Annotated in this window: 17 protein-coding genes; 7 read left to right on the forward strand and 10 right to left on the reverse strand. The window is 61.1% G+C overall.

The window, feature by feature from the left end:
- Positions 1-283 precede the first annotated feature (283 nt).
- On the forward strand, positions 284-853 hold the full coding sequence (locus GH784_RS20240; RefSeq protein WP_013636617.1) for a GNAT family N-acetyltransferase: 570 nt from the start codon (positions 284-286) through the stop codon (positions 851-853).
- A 242-nt stretch (positions 854-1,095) separates the two neighbouring features.
- Positions 1,096-2,409: an MFS transporter gene (locus tag GH784_RS20245; RefSeq protein ID WP_065659143.1), complete on the forward strand. Its 1,314-nt coding sequence runs from the start codon at positions 1,096-1,098 to the stop codon at positions 2,407-2,409.
- Positions 2,410-2,442: 33 nt separating this feature from the next.
- Here the strand turns inward: GH784_RS20245 and GH784_RS20250 are convergent, their stop codons facing one another.
- The 5 genes from GH784_RS20250 to GH784_RS20270 form a co-directional block, all read right to left on the reverse strand.
- On the reverse strand, positions 2,443-2,856 hold the full coding sequence (locus GH784_RS20250; protein ID WP_065702298.1) for a GNAT family N-acetyltransferase: 414 nt from the start codon (positions 2,854-2,856) through the stop codon (positions 2,443-2,445).
- Positions 2,857-2,943: 87 nt separating this feature from the next.
- Positions 2,944-5,031, reverse strand: a complete 2,088-nt coding sequence (locus GH784_RS20255; protein ID WP_065702299.1) for a hypothetical protein — start codon at positions 5,029-5,031, stop codon at positions 2,944-2,946.
- A 1-nt stretch (position 5,032) separates the two neighbouring features.
- Positions 5,033-7,843, reverse strand: coding sequence for a DUF4159 domain-containing protein (locus GH784_RS20260; protein WP_065702300.1), 2,811 nt, complete (start codon positions 7,841-7,843; stop codon positions 5,033-5,035).
- On the reverse strand, positions 7,840-8,754 hold the full coding sequence (locus GH784_RS20265; RefSeq protein WP_003513542.1) for a DUF58 domain-containing protein: 915 nt from the start codon (positions 8,752-8,754) through the stop codon (positions 7,840-7,842). Before GH784_RS20265 ends, GH784_RS20260 begins: the two co-directional genes overlap by 4 nt.
- 111 nt (positions 8,755-8,865) lie before the next feature.
- On the reverse strand, positions 8,866-9,876 hold the full coding sequence (locus GH784_RS20270; RefSeq protein ID WP_003513541.1) for an AAA family ATPase: 1,011 nt from the start codon (positions 9,874-9,876) through the stop codon (positions 8,866-8,868).
- 175 nt (positions 9,877-10,051) lie between these two features.
- On the opposite strand from GH784_RS20270, the gene GH784_RS20275 reads away from it, so the two are divergent.
- Genes GH784_RS20275 through GH784_RS20285 form a run of 3 tightly spaced genes read left to right on the forward strand, consistent with a single transcriptional unit; the run spans position 10,052 to position 12,569 of the window.
- Positions 10,052-10,681, forward strand: coding sequence for a DUF1285 domain-containing protein (locus GH784_RS20275; protein WP_065702301.1), 630 nt, complete (start codon positions 10,052-10,054; stop codon positions 10,679-10,681).
- Positions 10,678-11,316, forward strand: coding sequence for an NUDIX hydrolase (locus tag GH784_RS20280; protein ID WP_065702302.1), 639 nt, complete (start codon positions 10,678-10,680; stop codon positions 11,314-11,316). The genes GH784_RS20275 and GH784_RS20280 overlap by 4 nt, the downstream gene beginning before the upstream one ends.
- Entirely contained in the window at positions 11,313-12,569 is a 1,257-nt protein-coding gene (locus tag GH784_RS20285; protein ID WP_065702303.1) for a CCA tRNA nucleotidyltransferase, read from the forward strand. The genes GH784_RS20280 and GH784_RS20285 overlap by 4 nt, the downstream gene beginning before the upstream one ends.
- 26 nt (positions 12,570-12,595) lie before the next feature.
- Here GH784_RS20285 and GH784_RS20290 read toward each other — a convergent pair whose 3' ends face one another.
- The 3 genes from GH784_RS20290 to hemF form a co-directional block, all read right to left on the reverse strand.
- The gene (locus tag GH784_RS20290) at positions 12,596-12,781 is read right to left on the reverse strand and encodes a DUF1059 domain-containing protein (RefSeq protein ID WP_003513537.1); all 186 of its coding nucleotides are present in this window, start codon (positions 12,779-12,781) and stop codon (positions 12,596-12,598) included.
- A 120-nt stretch (positions 12,782-12,901) separates the two neighbouring features.
- Positions 12,902-13,168, reverse strand: a complete 267-nt coding sequence (locus GH784_RS20295; RefSeq protein ID WP_003513532.1) for a hypothetical protein — start codon at positions 13,166-13,168, stop codon at positions 12,902-12,904.
- A gap of 122 nt (positions 13,169-13,290) precedes the next feature.
- Positions 13,291-14,202 (reverse strand): oxygen-dependent coproporphyrinogen oxidase, encoded by a 912-nt coding sequence (hemF, locus tag GH784_RS20300; protein ID WP_111803779.1) that lies wholly within the window; start codon positions 14,200-14,202, stop codon positions 13,291-13,293.
- 129 nt (positions 14,203-14,331) lie between these two features.
- On the opposite strand from hemF, the gene GH784_RS20305 reads away from it, so the two are divergent.
- Complete coding sequence (locus GH784_RS20305) at positions 14,332-14,607, forward strand: hypothetical protein (protein WP_013636608.1); 276 nt, start codon at positions 14,332-14,334, stop codon at positions 14,605-14,607.
- Between the two features lie 3 nt (positions 14,608-14,610).
- On the opposite strand, the gene GH784_RS20310 is transcribed toward GH784_RS20305, so the two are convergent.
- Positions 14,611-16,263: a Na/Pi cotransporter family protein gene (locus GH784_RS20310; RefSeq protein WP_065662220.1), complete on the reverse strand. Its 1,653-nt coding sequence runs from the start codon at positions 16,261-16,263 to the stop codon at positions 14,611-14,613.
- A gap of 172 nt (positions 16,264-16,435) precedes the next feature.
- Entirely contained in the window at positions 16,436-16,909 is a 474-nt protein-coding gene (locus tag GH784_RS20315; RefSeq protein ID WP_003513525.1) for a tRNA (cytidine(34)-2'-O)-methyltransferase, read from the reverse strand.
- A 225-nt stretch (positions 16,910-17,134) separates the two neighbouring features.
- Between GH784_RS20315 and GH784_RS27205 the strand changes: the two genes are divergently transcribed.
- Positions 17,135-17,290, forward strand: coding sequence for a hypothetical protein (locus GH784_RS27205; protein ID WP_162995199.1), 156 nt, complete (start codon positions 17,135-17,137; stop codon positions 17,288-17,290).
- Positions 17,291-17,504 lie beyond the last annotated feature (214 nt).

Genomic DNA, 17,504 nt, shown 5'->3' on the forward strand with positions numbered 1-17,504 from the left:
ATTGTTTCCTTGACCGCAATCCTAACCGTTTAGCGCGGTGCCGCGAACCCGTGGCGCATTGAACAATGCGTTTCCGGTCTCGCATGGGCTGAATGGGATAGTGCCGAGATTTGTTCTGGACGGGTGGGAATTTTCCTGATAATTGCGATTTTCACAAATCTGAGGAAATCGTAGATTATGATCGAAACACGGATGCTCCGACGACGCTGACGCTCCTGAACGCCTTTACCGGCGCAGCCGTCATCTATTGTCGCATCCGCATTTTGGAAGTTTCGGTCTCTTCATGTCCAAGCACGATCTTGTCTACCTCACCGAGGACGCGTCGCACGACGCCATCATCGAAATCATCAACGAAGAAGCATTCGGTCCCGGTCGGCACACCCGTGCCGCCGCGCGCATTCGCGAGCAGGGTCCGCATGACCGGTCGCTGTCCTTCGTCTGCGCCGATGATGGCGAGACGATCGCTTCGGTGCGCATGACACCGGTTCTGGCCGGTGGGGTGAAAGGCCATATGCTCGGCCCGCTTGCCGTGCGGCCGTCGCACAAGAACATGGGCATCGGCCGTGAACTCGTCCGGATTGCCATCGCTGCCGCCCGGCGGAAGGGTTCGGAGGCCGTCATTCTGATCGGCGATCCGCCCTATTACATGCCGCTTGGTTTCGAAAAGGTCGCCTACGCCGCGCTTGATTTTCCGGGCCCGGTGGATCCGAACCGGGTGCTGGTCGTGCCTGTTGGTGACGACGTGCACCAGCGGCTGAAGGGCAAGATCGGCTGGCGCAAATGCGAGGCCGCCATGCCTGCAGCCCAGGCGGAAGACGACGGCTTCGAAGAGCCTCTTCGGGTTTACGGCTGACGGATTTTGTTACGTCGGATTTTCCGCCCCTCACCAGTGCGTCCTTTTCCCTCATTCCTGTGACAGGCACAGAAATGAGGGACGGAGCGTTGAGTCGCCCATACACTGGCCGGTTATTTCGCTAAAGATGACGGGATGGTGTTCTGCCTTGAAACCATGCATCGTACTTCGCAAAATTCAATTCCGTTTCTTTCCCCTATGCGATAGCACTCGATAGTCGATTTCGGCACGGGGGCGAGCATATGACGGCAATCACCATGAACGATGCGCTGGAACGCGCAGGTGCGGGCGCCTATCAGCGGCGGTTGATGGGTATTTTCGGCCTCGTCTGGGCAGCGGATGCCATGCAGGTGCTGGCGGTCGGCTTCACTGCCGCCTCGATTGCCCTAACGTTTGGCCTGACTGTTCCGCAGGCCCTTCAAACCGGGACGGCCTTCTTCTTTGGCATGCTTTTAGGCGCTGCCGGTTTCGGGCGTCTGGCGGACCGTTACGGTCGCCGCCGAGTGTTGATCGTCACCGTGGCCTGCGATGCCGTGTTCGGTGTGCTTTCCGTCTTTGCGCCGAACTTTGCCATTCTTCTTGTCCTGCGTTTTCTAACGGGTGCGGCTGTCGGCGGCACCCTGCCGGTGGATTATGCGATGATGGCGGAATTCCTGCCCGCAAAGAACCGGGGCCGCTGGCTGGTCATGCTGGAAGGCTTCTGGGCCATCGGAACCCTGATCGTGGCGCTTGCAGCGTGGGGCGCCAGCCTTGCCGGTGTTGCCGATGCCTGGCGTTATATTTTCGCGGTTACGGCTTTCCCAGCCGTTGTGGGTCTGGGTTTACGGTTCATGGTGCCCGAATCGCCGCTTTACCTCGTGCGGAGAGGCCGATCGGACGAAGCCAAGGTCATCGTCAACCGTATGCTGGTGGTAAACGGCCGCGCGCCACTTGATGCCGGGACAGGGCTTTTTCAGCCGGAGGTTTCAAAAGGGCAGGGGATATTTTCGCCGGCGCTCAGACAGCGCAGCATCATGATCCTTGCCATCTGGTTCCTTGTCTCCGTTTCCTATTATGGCGTCTTCACCTGGATGCCGGCAAAACTGGCGGGAGACGGTTTCGGCTTCGTGCGCGGTTATGGTTTCCTCGTGCTGGTGGCACTGGCGCAGATCCCCGGTTATGCGCTTGCGGCCTATGGCGTTGAAAAATGGGGCCGCAAGCCGACGCTTATCGGTTTCTGCCTGCTGTCCGCCCTCGGTTGCCTGCTCTTCACGCTCGCTACAGGCGGCGCAATGATCGCCACGTCGCTTCTGATCATGAGCTTTGCGCTGCTTGGCACCTGGGGTGCGCTTTATGCCTTCACGCCCGAATTGTACCCGACGGAATCGCGTGCGACCGGCATGGGGGCTGCGGGCGCCATGGCAAGGCTGGGCGGCCTTCTGGCGCCGTCGTTGCTGGGTTATGCCATCGCGCAGGGCTTCGGTTTCGCCATCGGCATTTTCGCCGGGCTGCTGGTGCTGGCTGCGATTGCCGCAACGATGATCAATGCGGAAACGCGGCGGGTGGCGCTCTCATGACACTGCTGCGCCAACCGCTTTCTTTCGAACGGATTAGAACCGCTTTTCAAGCCATGTGATCGCCTGGCCGCTGGAGAGCGGGGCAAGCGAGCCGATCTTGGTGAAACCGCAGCGCTCATAAAGCCTCAGCGCATCCGGGTTCATCGTGTCGATGTAAGCGCCGATGCAGCCGCGCTTTTTCGCTTCCTCTTCCGCCATGCCGAGAAGCTTCGCGCCTGTGCCCTGACCGCGTAAGGCCTCGGGGATGAAGAGAAGCTGCACATAAAGCCAGCCGCGGCCGGTATAGCCGACAAGACCGCCGGTGACGGTGTTCTCATCGTCGCGGATGGTGATGATGAGTTCGCGTTTGTCGCTTTCGCCAAAACGGGCGAGATTATAGGCCACCAGGGGATCGCGGATGGCCTTTTCAGCTTCTGCATCCGCGATGTCGCTCAAAACGAAATTCATGATTATCTTTCCCAGGTCGCCGAGCGGCGGCCGTTTCTCGTTTCCACTGCGAGACGTGAAAGCGCCTGAGCTTCCACCGGAAAGTTCCTACCGGCCCTCACGCCACCAGAGCGCGGAGAAAGCAAGGAGCAGGGCGGCAAGCCCGGCAAAACCGGCAAACAGCGGTAGGGTATTGACACCTTTCAGCACCGTCTCGTCGGTCATGCGTATCAGCATGCGATCCTCATCGGCAACCCTGATATCGCCTCTGACAGGCAGGATATCGGGCAGTGCCACGCGACCCGAATTGTCGGCGACACGGTGCACGCTGCCCTTGGTGGCGTCGGCAAGCGGCTTCAGCGTTTCGGTTGTCGAAATCATTGCCTTGAATTCCGGCGCATCCACCGCGCCGACATGGACGAGCGTAGTGAAATCGCCGTTCTTAATTTCGAACAGGCCGGTCTCGTCCATGCGACGCTCGATCTTGTAGAGACCGGGCTCGGTATTGTTGAAGGCCATGTTTTCGGTTTTGCCCGAGGGGAAATGCACGCTTGCCTGACCGGGGTCGTCGCCGATGGTCTGGCGGGTAATTTGCAATGTGCGGCCGTTGGCGCGCGCCGTCAGCGCCTCTTCCTCAAGCTCCGGTTCCTTCATCAGCCAGTGGGCGATGCGCCGGTAAAGTGCCACATGCGGGCCGCCGCCTTCGTAGCCACGCGCCCAAAGCCAGCCCTGATCGGAAAGCAGCATGGCGACACGGCCTTCACCCTGGCGGTTCAGCACCAGCAGCGGATCCTGCCCGTCACCCAGCATCACGGTCTGGCCCTGCGGCGGCTCGACGCTGACGGTGCGGAACCAGCGGCCCCAATGCGGCGGCTCATCGGCTGACCCTTCCAGCCCGCGGGTAACGGGGTGTTTCTTGCCCGCTTCCGAGAGGCGAGGATAAAAGGCGGACTGATGCACCTGGCCTGTCGGCTGGGCCGGCAGCACGGATGCAAGCGGCGTCATGGCGATCGAATCTTGACCGGCATGTTCCGGGCCGGCTGCGATCAAGAGCGCGCCGCCCTTTTCGACATATTGCGCGATGTAATCGTAATAGAGGATCGGCAGCACGCCGCGATGCTGATAGCGGTCGAAGATGATGAGGTCGAAATCCTCGATCTTTTCCACGAACAATTCGCGTGTGGGGAAGGCGATCAGCGACAGCTCGTTGATCGGCGTACCGTCCTGTTTTTCCGGCGGGCGCAGAATGGTGAAATGCACCAGATCAACCGAGGCGTCGGATTTCAGGAGGTTGCGCCAGGCGCGCTCGCCCGCATGCGGCTCGCCGGAGACCAGCAGCACGCGAAGGTTCTGGCGGATGCCTTCTATCAGGTGAACCGCACGGTTGTTCGCGGCCGTCACTTCGCCGGGAAGCTCGGCGACGGAAAATTCCATGACATTGTTGCCGCCGCGCGGAACCTTGAAAGTAAAGGGTGTCGGCTGGCCGGGTGTGGCCTGCAAGGTGGCGATTTCTTCGCCGTTCATCTTCACGGTTACTTCCGCCGAACCACCGCCTGCGGCTGCACGGCCATCATCGAAGACGCGCAGCGTCAGTTGCTGTTCCTCGTTGACGATGCCAAAGCGGGGCGCGCGGACAATCTCGATACGGCGGTCGAATTCATCGGCCTTGCCGGTGATCAGCCCGTGGAGCGGAGCGCGGAAACCAAGCGCCTGTTCGGCATTGGGCAGAGCATTCGGAATATCGTGGATCTGGCCATCGCTGAGGAAAATCGCACCGCCGACGCGGGAGGGTGAAACATCCGAGACGGCGGAGGAGAGGGCCGAGAAAAGCTGCGTCGAAGGTGAATCGCTCTCACCATCATCACGCACTTCCACGATGCGCGGTTCGATGCGCGGGAAGCGCGACAGCCGGTCTTTCAGCGCGGCAAGCGCCGTATCCGTCATCTGCGGTCGGTCCTGCACGTCCTGGCTCTGCGATCGATCGACGATAACGGGGACGATTGTGGAGAGAGGCTCGCGTTCTTCCTGGGTCAAAAGCGGATTGGCGATGGCGGCAAGCAGGGCGACAAGCGCCAGCCCGCGTAGCCATGCGCCGCGCACGCCGCGCCACAGGCCGATGAAGGAGAGAAGAAGGGCGGCGACGGCCAGAACGGCAATCACGATCCACGGCAGGAAGGGGGCGAATGTCAATGTCATGTCACTGCCCCAACCGTTCGAGAAGTGCGGGAACGTGTACCTGATCGGCCTTGTAGTTGCCGGTCAGCATATACATCATGATGTTGACGCCAGAGCGAAACGCATGTTCGCGCTGCAACTCGTCAGGCGGCACAGTGGGTAGCACCGGTGCGCCCTGCGCATCGACGGCCCATGCGCCGGCAAAGTCATTGCCTGTTATCATGATCGGCGTCACGCCATCGCCGGAGGAAGAGAGGCCGGATGTCGTCTTTGCCGCCCCCTGGCGCGATTCCACCCAGAGCGGAGAGCCGTTGTAACGGCCGGGGAAATTGGTGAGCAGGTAGAAAGACCGCGTCAGGACGTGGTCTTCCGGCACGGGCTCCAGCGGCGGAATATCGATATTGGCGAGGATCGCCTGCAAACGTTCGCCATTGGGGCTGGTCGCGCCAGTGTCGAGTGACGAAAACTGATCGCGCGTGTCGAACAAAACGGTGCCACCGGCGCGCATATAGGCATCGATGCGCGATATGGCAGCGCTCGACGGCATGGGGGCGGAGGCCGACACCGGCCAGTAGATGATCGGGTAAAAGGATAATTCATCCTTGGATATATCGAGGCCGACCGGCTGGCCGGGCTCCAGCGTCGTGCGCCATGTCAGGAATTCGCTCAATCCCTGCAAACCCTGTTCGGAAATGCGGTCGACATCGTCCTCGCCGGTGCGGACATAAGCGAGATGCGTCGTGTCCAGCCGCTCGAAAATCTGCTCGTCACCGGGTTTGGGGTCGTCGGCGCGCGCATCGCTCGGGGACATGGCTGCAAAAGCGCCAATGGCCAGCAGCACGGTGGCAGCCGTAGCGCTGCGGGCTTTCGGCAGGCGTGCGAAGGCGCCGTTCATGAAGAGCACGATGAGACTGTCGGCAATCAACATCAGGAAGGCGGCGATGAACAAGGCCGGGCGCAGCGATTTCGCTGTTTCGCCGATCAGTGCCTCGCTGGTGGTGTTGACACCGGCGAGCGAGGTATCGAGCGGGCGAAGCGTGGCGCCAGCCGGTAGAAGATTGAGAGCCACGAAACCATCCTCTGTGCCATAAAGGCCGGGGGGATTGTCGAAACCGTTGCGGGGAGCCTGACCGGGGCGCATTTCCAACGGCCGGGCGGAGCCGACATCGGCTGACAAAGCACCTTCGGCCGTCAGTAGCCGGAAGGGCGGTAATGCTGCGGCCGGGGCATTCGCGGAGGTGGAAGCACCGCCTGCCTTGGACAATTGCACGATACGGCGCAACATATCGACGAAGTGGCCTGATATCGGCAGGTCGGACCAGCTTGCCTCGGCGCTGACATGGAACAGCACGATGCGGCCCGCTTCGACATTGCGGGTGGTGACGAGTGGCGTGCCGTCGGCAAGGCTCGCCCAGGTGCGCTCGGCAAGGTCGGGTGTCGGTTCGGCAAGAACCTGCCGTTTTACGAGCACGCCATCAGCCTTCGGCATTCCGGCAAAGGCGCCGAAATTCGGGAAATCGGCAAGCGGCTGTGGCTCGGCCCATGAGAGCGCGCCGCCAAGTGCGCGTTCACCCTGCCGCAACGTCACCGGCACCAGCGGATCATTGGTGGGGGCTGCGGCAAGGCGCGGTCCGGCAAAACGGATCAGCGTGCCGCCGGCGGCAAGCCAGCGCTGCATCGGCTCATAGGTCTCCTGCGGCAGACGTCCGATATCGGCCATGACGATGACGGAAGGATTGGATTGCAGGATTTCCGGGATTGCCTGCGCAAGATCTGCCTGTCGTTGCGGGATGAGATCGACAAAAGGCTGAAGGGCGCGGCTGATGTAATAAAGCGGCTGCAGAAGCGGCTGGAAATCATTGCCGGTTTCACCGGCCAGCAGCGCCACGCGGCGGCGGCGGAAACCGTCATCCAGGAGATGCACCGCGCCCGCCGTCGAAACTGCCTCGATGGAGAGGCGGGCGAAGTCGTTGCGCAATTCGAAAGGCGCTTCCACCGTCGCCGTCGTTTCCGCTTCGCCGGGGGCGAAACTGGCGGTGCCAGTGGCAAGGATGCGGCCCTGGCTGTCCTGCGCATTGACGGTCAACCGGCTGGGGGAGGCCGTGTCGAGCCGCGATAGCGTGACGCTCATCGCATCGGCATTGTTGGCGGCGCCGGTAATGGCGGCGATGGATTTCCCATCACCCGTGACGATGCGGAACTCGGCAGCTGAGAGGCTGGCCAGCGTTTTGAGTGCGCTTTCATCCTGCGCGGTCGCAACGCCGTCGGCAATATAGGCGAGCGTGCCGGGGGAGGTGCCGTTGAGAGCCTCGGTAATGGCTTCCGCCGTGCGCACGCGGTCGGGCGCAAGCGGCTTCGGCTTGGCGGCGGCGAGCTTGTCCAGCGCCACCGCCGTGGTGGCAGGCACGGCATCGTGTTCGGCATCTGCGGTGAAGCTGATGGAAACGGGGCGATCAGCCCTTTCCGCATCGCCGATCAGGGCCTGAGCGGTTTCGACGCGTCTCTGCCAATCAGTTGCGGAGGCCCAGCTATTATCGACCACAAGCACCAGGGGACCAGTGCCGGCAATGCTGTTGTTGCGGGGGTTCACCACCGGATCGGCCAGCGCGAAAATCACGGCGGCGGCGAGCGCGATGCGCAGCAATGTCAGCCACCACGGGCTTTTCGAGGGCGTTTCCTCGCGCTTCAGCACGGTGGCCAGAATTTTCAGCGGCGGAAAAACCTCCGCCTTGGGGCGCGGCGGGGTGAGGCGCAGCAGCCACCAGATGGCTGGAAGCGCCAGAAGGCCGAAGAGAATATAGGGGCTGGTGAAGACGAAGGGCAATGCGCTCATCGGTTGCCACCGCCTTGCGCGGGCGCACCGGACAAATACATGTGAACAGCCACAAGCGCCTCGGAGGCGAGATGATCGGTGCGGTGAAACACGAAATTCCAGCCTAGACGGCGCAGCGAAGAAGACAGCGCTTCGCGGCGGGCGAGATAGGCGCGGGTATAATCCTCGCGAATGGTTTCCGCGCGGCCGGAGACGAGTTTTTCACCGGTTTCCGGGTCAGTAAATTCGGTGCGGCCCGAATAGGGGAAGGTTTCCTCGGCCGGATCGGCGATTTCCACCACATGGCCGCGCAAGCCGCGCCGCGCGAGTGGCGAAATCCGCTCCATGACGTTTTTCGCATCGTCGAGAAAATCGCCTATGAGGACGATGTCGCTTGCACCGCGGATCATGCCCGTTTCCGGCATGCCTGTGGTGAGCGGCGCGTGCATGATGGCGGCAGCCAGACGTTCGGCGGCGTTTCTGGCCGAGATGGGCTCCATGATACCGGGACAACCTATGCGCTCGCCCGAGCGCGCAAGGATTTCCGCCAGCGCCAGCATCAGCACCAAAGCGCGGCTTTCCTTGGAAACAGAGCCGAGGGTGGATTTGAACATCATCGACGGCGACATGTCGGCCCACAGCCAGATGGTGTGAGCGGCTTCCCATTCCCGATCGCGCACATAGGTGTGGTCGTCGCGGGCCGAGCGTCGCCAGTCGATGCGCGACAGGCTCTCGCCTTCGGCATAGGGGCGGAACTGCCAGAAATTCTCGCCGATGCCGCGCTTGCGGCGGCCGTGCCAGCCGGCGGTGACGGTGTTGGCGATGCGCTTGGCTTCGACCATGCAGTCCGGCACCAGTGCGGCACGCTGGCGCGCGCGCGCCAGGACTTCGCTACCCGGTGTCTTATCTACGATCTGGCCGATGGATGCCACAGGCACTCCTTTCGAGAAAGCTTAGGCAGATGTCAGAGCGGCGGGCCGCTCCGAGTTTTTGTCGAGCATCGGATTTTCCGAAAACAGCGTCACACTTTTCGGTCCGATGCCTTAGTTCTTCGCCTGCTCCACAAGGGCTGCGATGACATCGCGCACCGACATGCCTTCGGCGCGGGCGGCGAATGTCAGCGCCATGCGGTGCTCCAGCACCGGTTCGGCCAGCGCATAGACATCGTCCAGCGACGGCGCGAGCCTGCCTTCGTAAAGCGCACGGGCGCGTGCCGTCAGCATCAGGGACTGGCCGGCGCGGGGACCCGGACCCCAGACAACGTGTTTGTCGGTCAATTTGTTGCCGTGGCCGGGGCGGGCAGAGCGGACAAGCGAAAGGATCGCGTCCACAACCTTGTCGCTGACCGGCATCTGGCGGATGAGCGCCTGGATTTCCATCATGCGTTCGGCGTCGATTACCTTGCGTGCCTCGCCCGATGCGGTGCCTGTCGTGTCGAGCAATATCTGGCGTTCGGCGGCAAGCTCGGGATAGCCGACATCCACCTGCAGCAGGAAGCGGTCGAGCTGCGCTTCAGGCAGTGGATAGGTGCCTTCCTGTTCCAGCGGGTTCTGGGTTGCGAGAACGTGGAAGGGTTTCGGCAGGTCGTAACGCTGGCCGGCCATGGTGATGTGATATTCCTGCATGGCCTGCAGCAGTGCGGACTGCGTGCGCGGGCTGGCGCGGTTGATTTCATCCGCCATCAGCAATTGCGCAAACACCGGACCTTTTATGAAGCGGAAGGAGCGCCGCCCGTTTTCATCCTGATCCATGACTTCGGAGCCGAGAATATCCGACGGCATGAGGTCCGGTGTGAACTGGATGCGGTTGGCATCGAGCCCGAGAACCGTTCCGAGCGTGGTGACGAGCTTGGTCTTGGCAAGCCCGGGAACGCCGACGAGCAACGCGTGGCCACCCGAGAGTATGGCGAGAAGCGTGTTCTGCACCACTTTTTCCTGGCCGAAGATGACCTTGGATACCTCCGCGCGGATCGCGGCAATATCCGAAAGCGCCTTTTCGGCCGAGGCGACGATGGCTTTTTCGTCGAGGGTTTCGCCGGTATTCATCACGCCCATGTCGCTCTCCTCATACCTTTGCCGCCGACCCATTCCTGCCCCGATCTTGATGGCCATTGGCCGGAGCGGATTTCGCGCTGCAACTAGCTTATTGCTCTCTTGGCCGCTGACAAGCGTCATTCGAATGACTATGTCGTGACTTAGTATTTCCTTATCGGCAAAGCGAGACTCGAATATGGCAGCGGAGACGATAAATTCGGCAAGCGATGCAGCAGGGCTGGCGGCGATGATTTCACGCGCCGCCGAGCAGACCGGCGACGCCAAACGTGGACCTGCGCCGGTGGAGCGCTGGAATCCCCCCTTTTGCGGCGATCTCGACATGGAAATCCGCGCAGACGGCACCTGGTTCTATATGGGTACGCCCATTGGCCGGGCGCCGCTGGTGCGGCTGTTTTCCACGGTCCTGCGCAAGGATGACGACGGCAAGACCTATCTTGTAACTCCTGTGGAAAAAGTCGGCATCCGCGTGGTGGATGCTCCTTTCGTGGCCGTCGAGATGAAGGTGACGGCGGGCGAGAAAGATGGCGGGCCGCTGCTGACCTTCCGCACCAATGTCGGCGATGTGGTGGAGGCCGGGCCGGAGCATCCGCTACGCTTTACGATTTTCGGAGAAAACCGCGAATTGAAACCCTATATTCTGGTGCGCGGCAGGCTGGAGGCGCTCGTCTCGCGGGCGGTGATGTATGATCTCGTGGCACTCGGCGAGGTGATCGATGTGGACGATGTCGAGATGTTTGCCGTGCGCTCGGGCGGGGTTGTCTTTCCCGTGATGCCCGCCAAAGAACTGGAACGGCTTTCGCAATGACAATAACGACAACCCGCCTTGAAACTTTTACCGCCGCCGATTTCCGCCGCCGGGTGCTGGAGGAAGGCGAGGGCGTGGCGGAACGCGAGAATGGCGATCATCTGCTCAATCCGGGCGTGGTGCTTTCGGGAAACGGCATAAGGCTGAAGGACGCCGCCGTGCTGGTGCCTGTCATCGACGACGGCAACGAAGCGCGGGTGATCTTCACCCAGCGCACCGCAACCCTGCGCAAACATTCCGGCCAGATTTCCTTTCCGGGCGGTGGCATCGATGCCGGGGACCGCACACCGGAAGAGGCGGCCCTGCGCGAGACGGAAGAGGAGATCGGCCTCTCGCGATCTTTCGTGGAAACGGTCGGGCGTCTGCCGGATTATATTTCCGGTACCGGTTTTCGCATCAAGCCGGTGCTGTCGGTCGTTCGTCCCGGCTTTGACCTGACGCTCAATCCCACGGAAGTGGATGAGGTTTTCGAGGTGCCGCTGTCTTTCCTGATGGACCCAGCCAATCACGGGCGCGGCAGCCGCATCTTTCAGGGGAAGGAGCGGTTTTTCTACGAAATGCCCTATGGCGAGCGCTACATTTGGGGCATTACGGCGGGCATCGTGCGGACGATTTACGAGAGGTTTTATTCATGAGCAGCCTTGCCGGGCGGGACTGGTTTGAAAAGCCGGCGCTGAAGCGCATCTTCGCGCTGTTGAACGCCGATGGCGGCGAGGTGCGGATCGTCGGCGGCGCCGTGCGCAATGCGCTGATGGAACAACCGGTCGTCGATGTCGATATGGCGACGACGCTTACCCCCGATGTGGTGGTTGAGCGCGCCAAGGCGGTGGGCATCAAGGCGGTACCGACCGGCATAGAACACGGTACGGTGACGCTGGTGATCGACGGCGAAGGTTTCGAGGTGACGACGCTGCGCCGCGATGTCGAGACCAATGGCCGCCATGCGCAGGTCGCTTTTGGCACAGACTGGCAAACCGACGCCGAGCGGCGCGATCTCACCATCAACGCACTTTACGCTGACGAGAAGGGCGAGATCATCGACCTCATCGATGGCCTTCTCGACATTGAAACCGGCACGGTGCGTTTCATCGGCGATGCGGCAATGCGGATTTCGGAAGATTATCTGCGGATTCTTAGGTTCTTCCGCTTTTTTGCCCATTATGGTTCCGGTCGTCCTGATGCCGATGGCTTGCGCGCCAGTGCGCGGGCCAAGGACAAGCTTGGGACGCTCTCGGCCGAGCGGGTGTGGAGCGAGCTGAAAAAGCTGCTTTCCGCGCGCGATCCCTCCCGCGCCTTGCTGTGGATGCGGCAATCCGGCGTGTTGGCGGAAATTCTTCCCGAAACGGAAAAATGGGGTATCGACGCCATTCACGGGCTGGTGGCAACCGAACAGGCGCTTGGCTGGACAGTTGACCCGATGCTGCGGCTTGCTGCCATAGTGCCGCCCGACAGGGAGAGGCTAACGGCGCTTGCTGCGCGGCTGCGGCTGTCGAAGGCTGAAGCTGCATATCTCGCCCACTGGGCTTCCGCGCCGGTGATCGATCCGGAGATGAAGGAGACGGCGCTAGACCGGCTGCTTTACCGGCAGGGCGTTGACGGTGTGAAGACGCGCCTGAAACTGGCGCTTGCCTCGGCCCGCGCCGACCTTTCGGGCGGTGAGGCGGCGATGCAGAAAGTCGCGCGACTTTCGACGCTGCTGACGAGAGCGAACAAGTTCCACAAGCCCGGCTTTCCGCTGAGCGGCGCTGATGTGATGGCCGCGGGCGTGGAGTCCGGTCCGAAGGTAGGCGAGGTGCTGAAAAGCCTCGAAGAAAAGTGGATCGACGTCAATTTCTCGCTAGACCGGGCAGCGCTGACCGCCCGGCTGAAGGATATGCTGGAGAATTGAGATCGCAGTGCCGGAGGCGTTGCGGCTCAGGCCGCATTTGCCTCGTCGCGGATGCGGGATTTGATGTTTTCGATCATGTTTTCGCGGATGATGGTTTCGCCGTGGGCCGATCGCATATGTTCCACGGTGCGGCGCACGACTTCCGCGTCGTCATCCGCGCGGGTGTGCCAGGCACAGCCGGGCACGAGCGTTCCACATTCAAACAGTCTCATGGTCTTGCCTCCCTGTTTTAGACAGAGGGACAGCCTGCAAATGCCTGCTGTCCCTCTGACAAGAAACGAACGGTCGCCGCTAATGTTCCAGAGCGGCGTTCCGCTGACCCTGTTCAGGCCCTATTCGGGCATCGCCCAGCACTGGAAAACAGAGGATGTGCCGGCTGCCGGGATTTTTGTACGAGGCATTTCGTCATTGTCGGCCCGCGTCACCGCTTTTCCGGCAAGCGTGCGTTTTACCTGTTCGACATAAAAGGAATGCGGCAGTTCGCGATCGCCGGTGGCACGCATTTCCGCTGCCATGCGGTCGATCAAATCAGGGGTATCGATGGAATGCGAGGCTCCCTCAGCGGAAGCAGATATAGGCATGCTGTTCGAAGTAATCATGACGATAGCTCCTCCAGTACGTCTGCACGCAGGAGATTATCATTGCCTTTATTTTTCCATAAGTCCTAATTTGCGCGATTTGCGCCCAAATTCATGACGGGCGTCAAATTTACGTGAGTATTTCAGGGCCAGCGGACCACGGGCGGCAGGGAAGACAGAATCGATTCGACATTGCCGCCGGTCTTGAGGCCGAAGATCGTGCCGCGGTCGTAAAGCAGGTTGAATTCCACATAGCGGCCACGGCGAATGAGCTGCTCGTCGCGGTCCTCTTCCGTCCAGGGCTGGTTGAAATTGGATCGCACGATTTTTGGGTAGACCAGGTTGAAGGCGCGGCCAACATCCTGCACGAAGGCGAAATTGGCGTCCCAGCCGCCCTTTTCCTCTTCCGGGTGCAGCCAGTCGAAAAAGATGCCGCCGGTGCCGCGCGGCTCGTTGCGGTGCTTGAGGAAGAAGTACTCGTCGCACCACGACTTGTAGCGCGGATAGTCGGCCACGGGATGGCGGTTACAGGTGATCTCGAAGCCGCGGTGGAAAAGCTGGGTGTCCGGATCCTGTTCCGTCCGCCGGCGTCCAAGCACGGGCGTCAGGTCCGCGCCGCCGCCGAACCAGTGGCTGGTGGTGACGACCATGCGGGTATTCATATGAACAGCCGGCACATTGGGATTGACCGGATGGGCGATCAGCGAAATGCCCGAGGCCCAGAAGCTGGGGTCTTCTTCCGCACCCGGTATCTGCTGGCGGAATTCCGGCGAAAACTCACCATAGACGGTGGAGGTGTGGACGCCGACCTTTTCGAAGACGCGGCCCTCCATCATCGACATCTTGCCGCCGCCGCCCGCGCCATTGTCGCGCAGCCAGTCCTTCTGCACGAAGCGTCCCGGTTCCTGATCGGCGAGCGGGCCGCTCAGCTCGTCTTCAAGGGTTTCGAAGGAGGCAACGATGGTGTCGCGCAGATGCTGGAACCAGGCCTGGGCGGCGGCCTTCTTGTCTTCTATGTCCTCGGGCAAGCCCTTCGGCAAAGATGGCCGTTCCATGCATGTTCTCCTTTGGTGAAGTCGATTCCCTGTCGCATCTAGCAGGTGCTGGCCTTGCGCACAAATTCGACTCGCCAAGTTCACATGCGGGCACTATCTTTAGCGATGTAGGTGCCAGAGGTGAATATCATGACGAAATTTGCCGGACCGCCGCCCCTGGACGGGCTGAAGCGCAGGATCGCCAATCACCGCAAGGCGCGTGAAAGTGACGGCGGCGATCCGATGCGCAACGGCATGTTCGTGCGGCAGACCTTTTGTCTCGACCGTGAAGAAGCCCGTGCCAAGGCGCGCGAGTGGTTCGACAGTTTTCCGAAGGCCGCCTATTGGACCGAAGTGGAAAGCTGGCGGCAGCTGGAAGGCGACCGCATCGAATTCACCATGCGGCGGCTTCCTTCGGCAGACTAAGCTTTAAGCACGCGGTTCGGCGTAACGCAGGCGGCTTTCGATCAAAACGCCGCTTTCATCCAGAATGGGATGGGCAACAGAGACGATATGGGCGTTTATGCGCTTCAGATCGCGCAGCATGTCGAGATGCAGTGAACTCGTCTGCATGCTTTCCGTCAGCCCATCGCGCAGCCGCTCCAGATGGCGGTTGGACGACTGTTTTTCGAGGCGGCGTATATCCACCTTGCTTTCCATCAGCCGGCGGGCGAGATCGAAATCGCCGGTCACCAGAATGCTCTGGGCGGCCCGCAGATTTTCGATTGTCATGTCGAACAGCGTCTTCAGCTCCTCATAACCGTCGTCGGAAAATTTGAAGCTGTTCAGCACCTTCTTGCGGATCTGCTCGCAAATGCCTTTTTCGATGATGTCGCCGATATGTTCGAGATTGATCGCGTAATCGATGATGGCGATCGAACGGCGCGCTTCGTCGTCTGCAAGCCCTTTGCGCCCCAGTTGGGAAAGATAGACCTTCACCTCCTGCTGACGGCGATCGACCTTCTTTTCGAGCAGGGACACTTCCTGAAGGGGTGCCAGATCATTATGCTTGAAGGCGTTTTCGGCGCGGATCAGCATGCGCTCGATAGCATCGCCGACGCTCAAGACCTCACGCGTGGCATTGGCGAGCGCCACAACAGGCGTATCCAGCGCCTGCTGATCGAGGAAATTCGGGCCATCTTCGGCTTTCGGATCGCCCGGCACCAGCTTTGCCATCAGGTCGGATATGAGGGCTGAGAACGGCCAGGCAACCGCTGCCAGAATGACATTGAAGATGAGATGCGCATCAACAGGCAATTTGGCGGGCGAAAGCGGCAATTGCTGCAAAAGCGTTGCGCCATAGGATGCGAGTGGCATGGCGATGAGGCAGCCGATGGTGCGCACCACAAGGTTGCCGATAGTGATGCGCCGCGCCGAGGCCGGGCCGGAGAGCGTGGCGATGACCGGCGGAATGGCGCCGCCGAGATTGGCGCCGAGAATGAGAACGATGATGAGACCGGCGGACAGCGTGCCAGTAGCAGCAAGCGACAGGATAAGCACCACGACAGCGAGGCTGGAGGAGGAGACGAAGGCCAGCACGGCGGAGAAGATCAGCGCGACGGGCCATGCGCCATCAAGCAGACCGATGAAGACGCCAAGGGCTGGCGAGGCACGCATCGGTTCGGTCGCGCCGCTCAACAGATGCAATGACAGAAGCATCAGGCCGATGCCGATGACCGCGGTTCCGCCACCTTGTCGGGCGTTTGAGCTACCCTTTTTGAGAACGATACCGGAGAGGATCAGCAGCGGCGACAGCCACTCCACACCGGCCGCGACAATCCAGGCGGTGACGGCGGTGCCGACATTGGCGCCGAGCAGCACGACCTGCGCCATGCGCGGCTTGATGAGATCGCGTTCTGCGAAGGAGGCGACGGTAAGCGCGGTTGCCGTCGAGCTTTGCAGCGCGACAGTGGCGAAAAAGCCGGAAAAGAAGGAACGCGGGCCGCTCTGGGTGCCCGTCGCCAATACACTTCGCAGTTTCATGCCGAAGGCACGGGTAACCCCATCCTTGACCTGGGCAAGACCAAAGAGCAGCAGCGCGACTGCGCCGAGAAGGTTGACGATGACAATGGTGGATTGCATGCGACGTCTCCTCACACCCGCCGGCGGATGGCTGCGGCGAGGGCGATTTTTGTTGTCCGGCTAATAAGTATAGGAGCCTGAACGCCTTCGGTACAGGCCGGGTTGCGACAGTTTTGAAGCAAAAACGGTCAATTTTTGTATTTGCACGAAAAAATGGCGCTAAAAAAGGCGCTTAAGACCATGCAGTCTGGCGCAAAGCCTCGCCGGTGATCATCGCGGCGGACATTGCGACGTTGATGGAGCGCTGCCCCTCGACCATCGGGATGATGATTCGCTCCTGCGCCTTCTCATGCACGTGGTCCGGCACACCAGCACTTTCACGGCCGAAAAGCAGGATATCGTCGTGGCGATAGGCGATTTTCGTATAGGGCAGGGCGGCCTTGGTGGAGGCGAGAACGAGGCGGCGGCCGGTGGTTGCGCGCCACTCCTCAAACCGGTCCCAGCTGACGTGGCGCGTCAGCGCCGCCGCTGCGATATAATCCATGCCTGCCCTTTTCAGGTTGCGGTCGGAAATATCGAAACCGGCCGGCTCGATGATATCGACGCCGAGGCCGAGACAGGCCGCCAGCCGCAGGATCGTGCCGGTATTGCCGGGAATATCCGGCTGGTAGAGGGCAATCCTGATTTCGGGTCTGATATCGCTCATGGTCTTCTCACCGCGTTTGGAATGCCGGAGCGCTTATCACGGGCGGCGGGTTTGTGACAGATGCAGCCCGAGAGGACCGTTTCGAAGAGTGCCGTATTCATTCGCGTGACACACAGTCGGGCTACCCATTAACCATCGTGCCGTCAGGCCGATCCGGCATATCCGGTTGCGTCGGATCGGCGTTGTTTCGATCCGGGTTCCGCGCAGCAAAAACAGGAAGATATCATGTCCGAACGGGCGAATTTCGTCCATTTGACCGACCTGCATGTCGGCAATCTGCAGGTGCAGGACGATGATCTTTATTCCGACACCTCGGCCACGCTTGCCGATACTCTGGCGCAGATCAAGGCGCTCGGGCAGGCGCAGGACGCCGCCGAGTAAGCTGCGTATCCAGGCCTTACAACGGGCGGAGACCTTTGCCGGGTCTTCTCCGCCCGTTCGGCAGAATCGGTCGCAATCGAGAGCTTTTCTGACGCGTTCGGCATCTTTGCGGCTGGTCAACGATTAATTTTTGCGCTACAAGGCGACATCTTCAACACCAGCTAGGGAGGTTCTGATGCAAAATGACATTCGTATTCGCCTCCCGGCCCCAGTA

It is taken from the genome of Agrobacterium tumefaciens, assembly GCF_009649785.1.
In the GTDB taxonomy this organism is placed as follows: Bacteria; Pseudomonadota; Alphaproteobacteria; order Rhizobiales; family Rhizobiaceae; genus Agrobacterium; species Agrobacterium tumefaciens.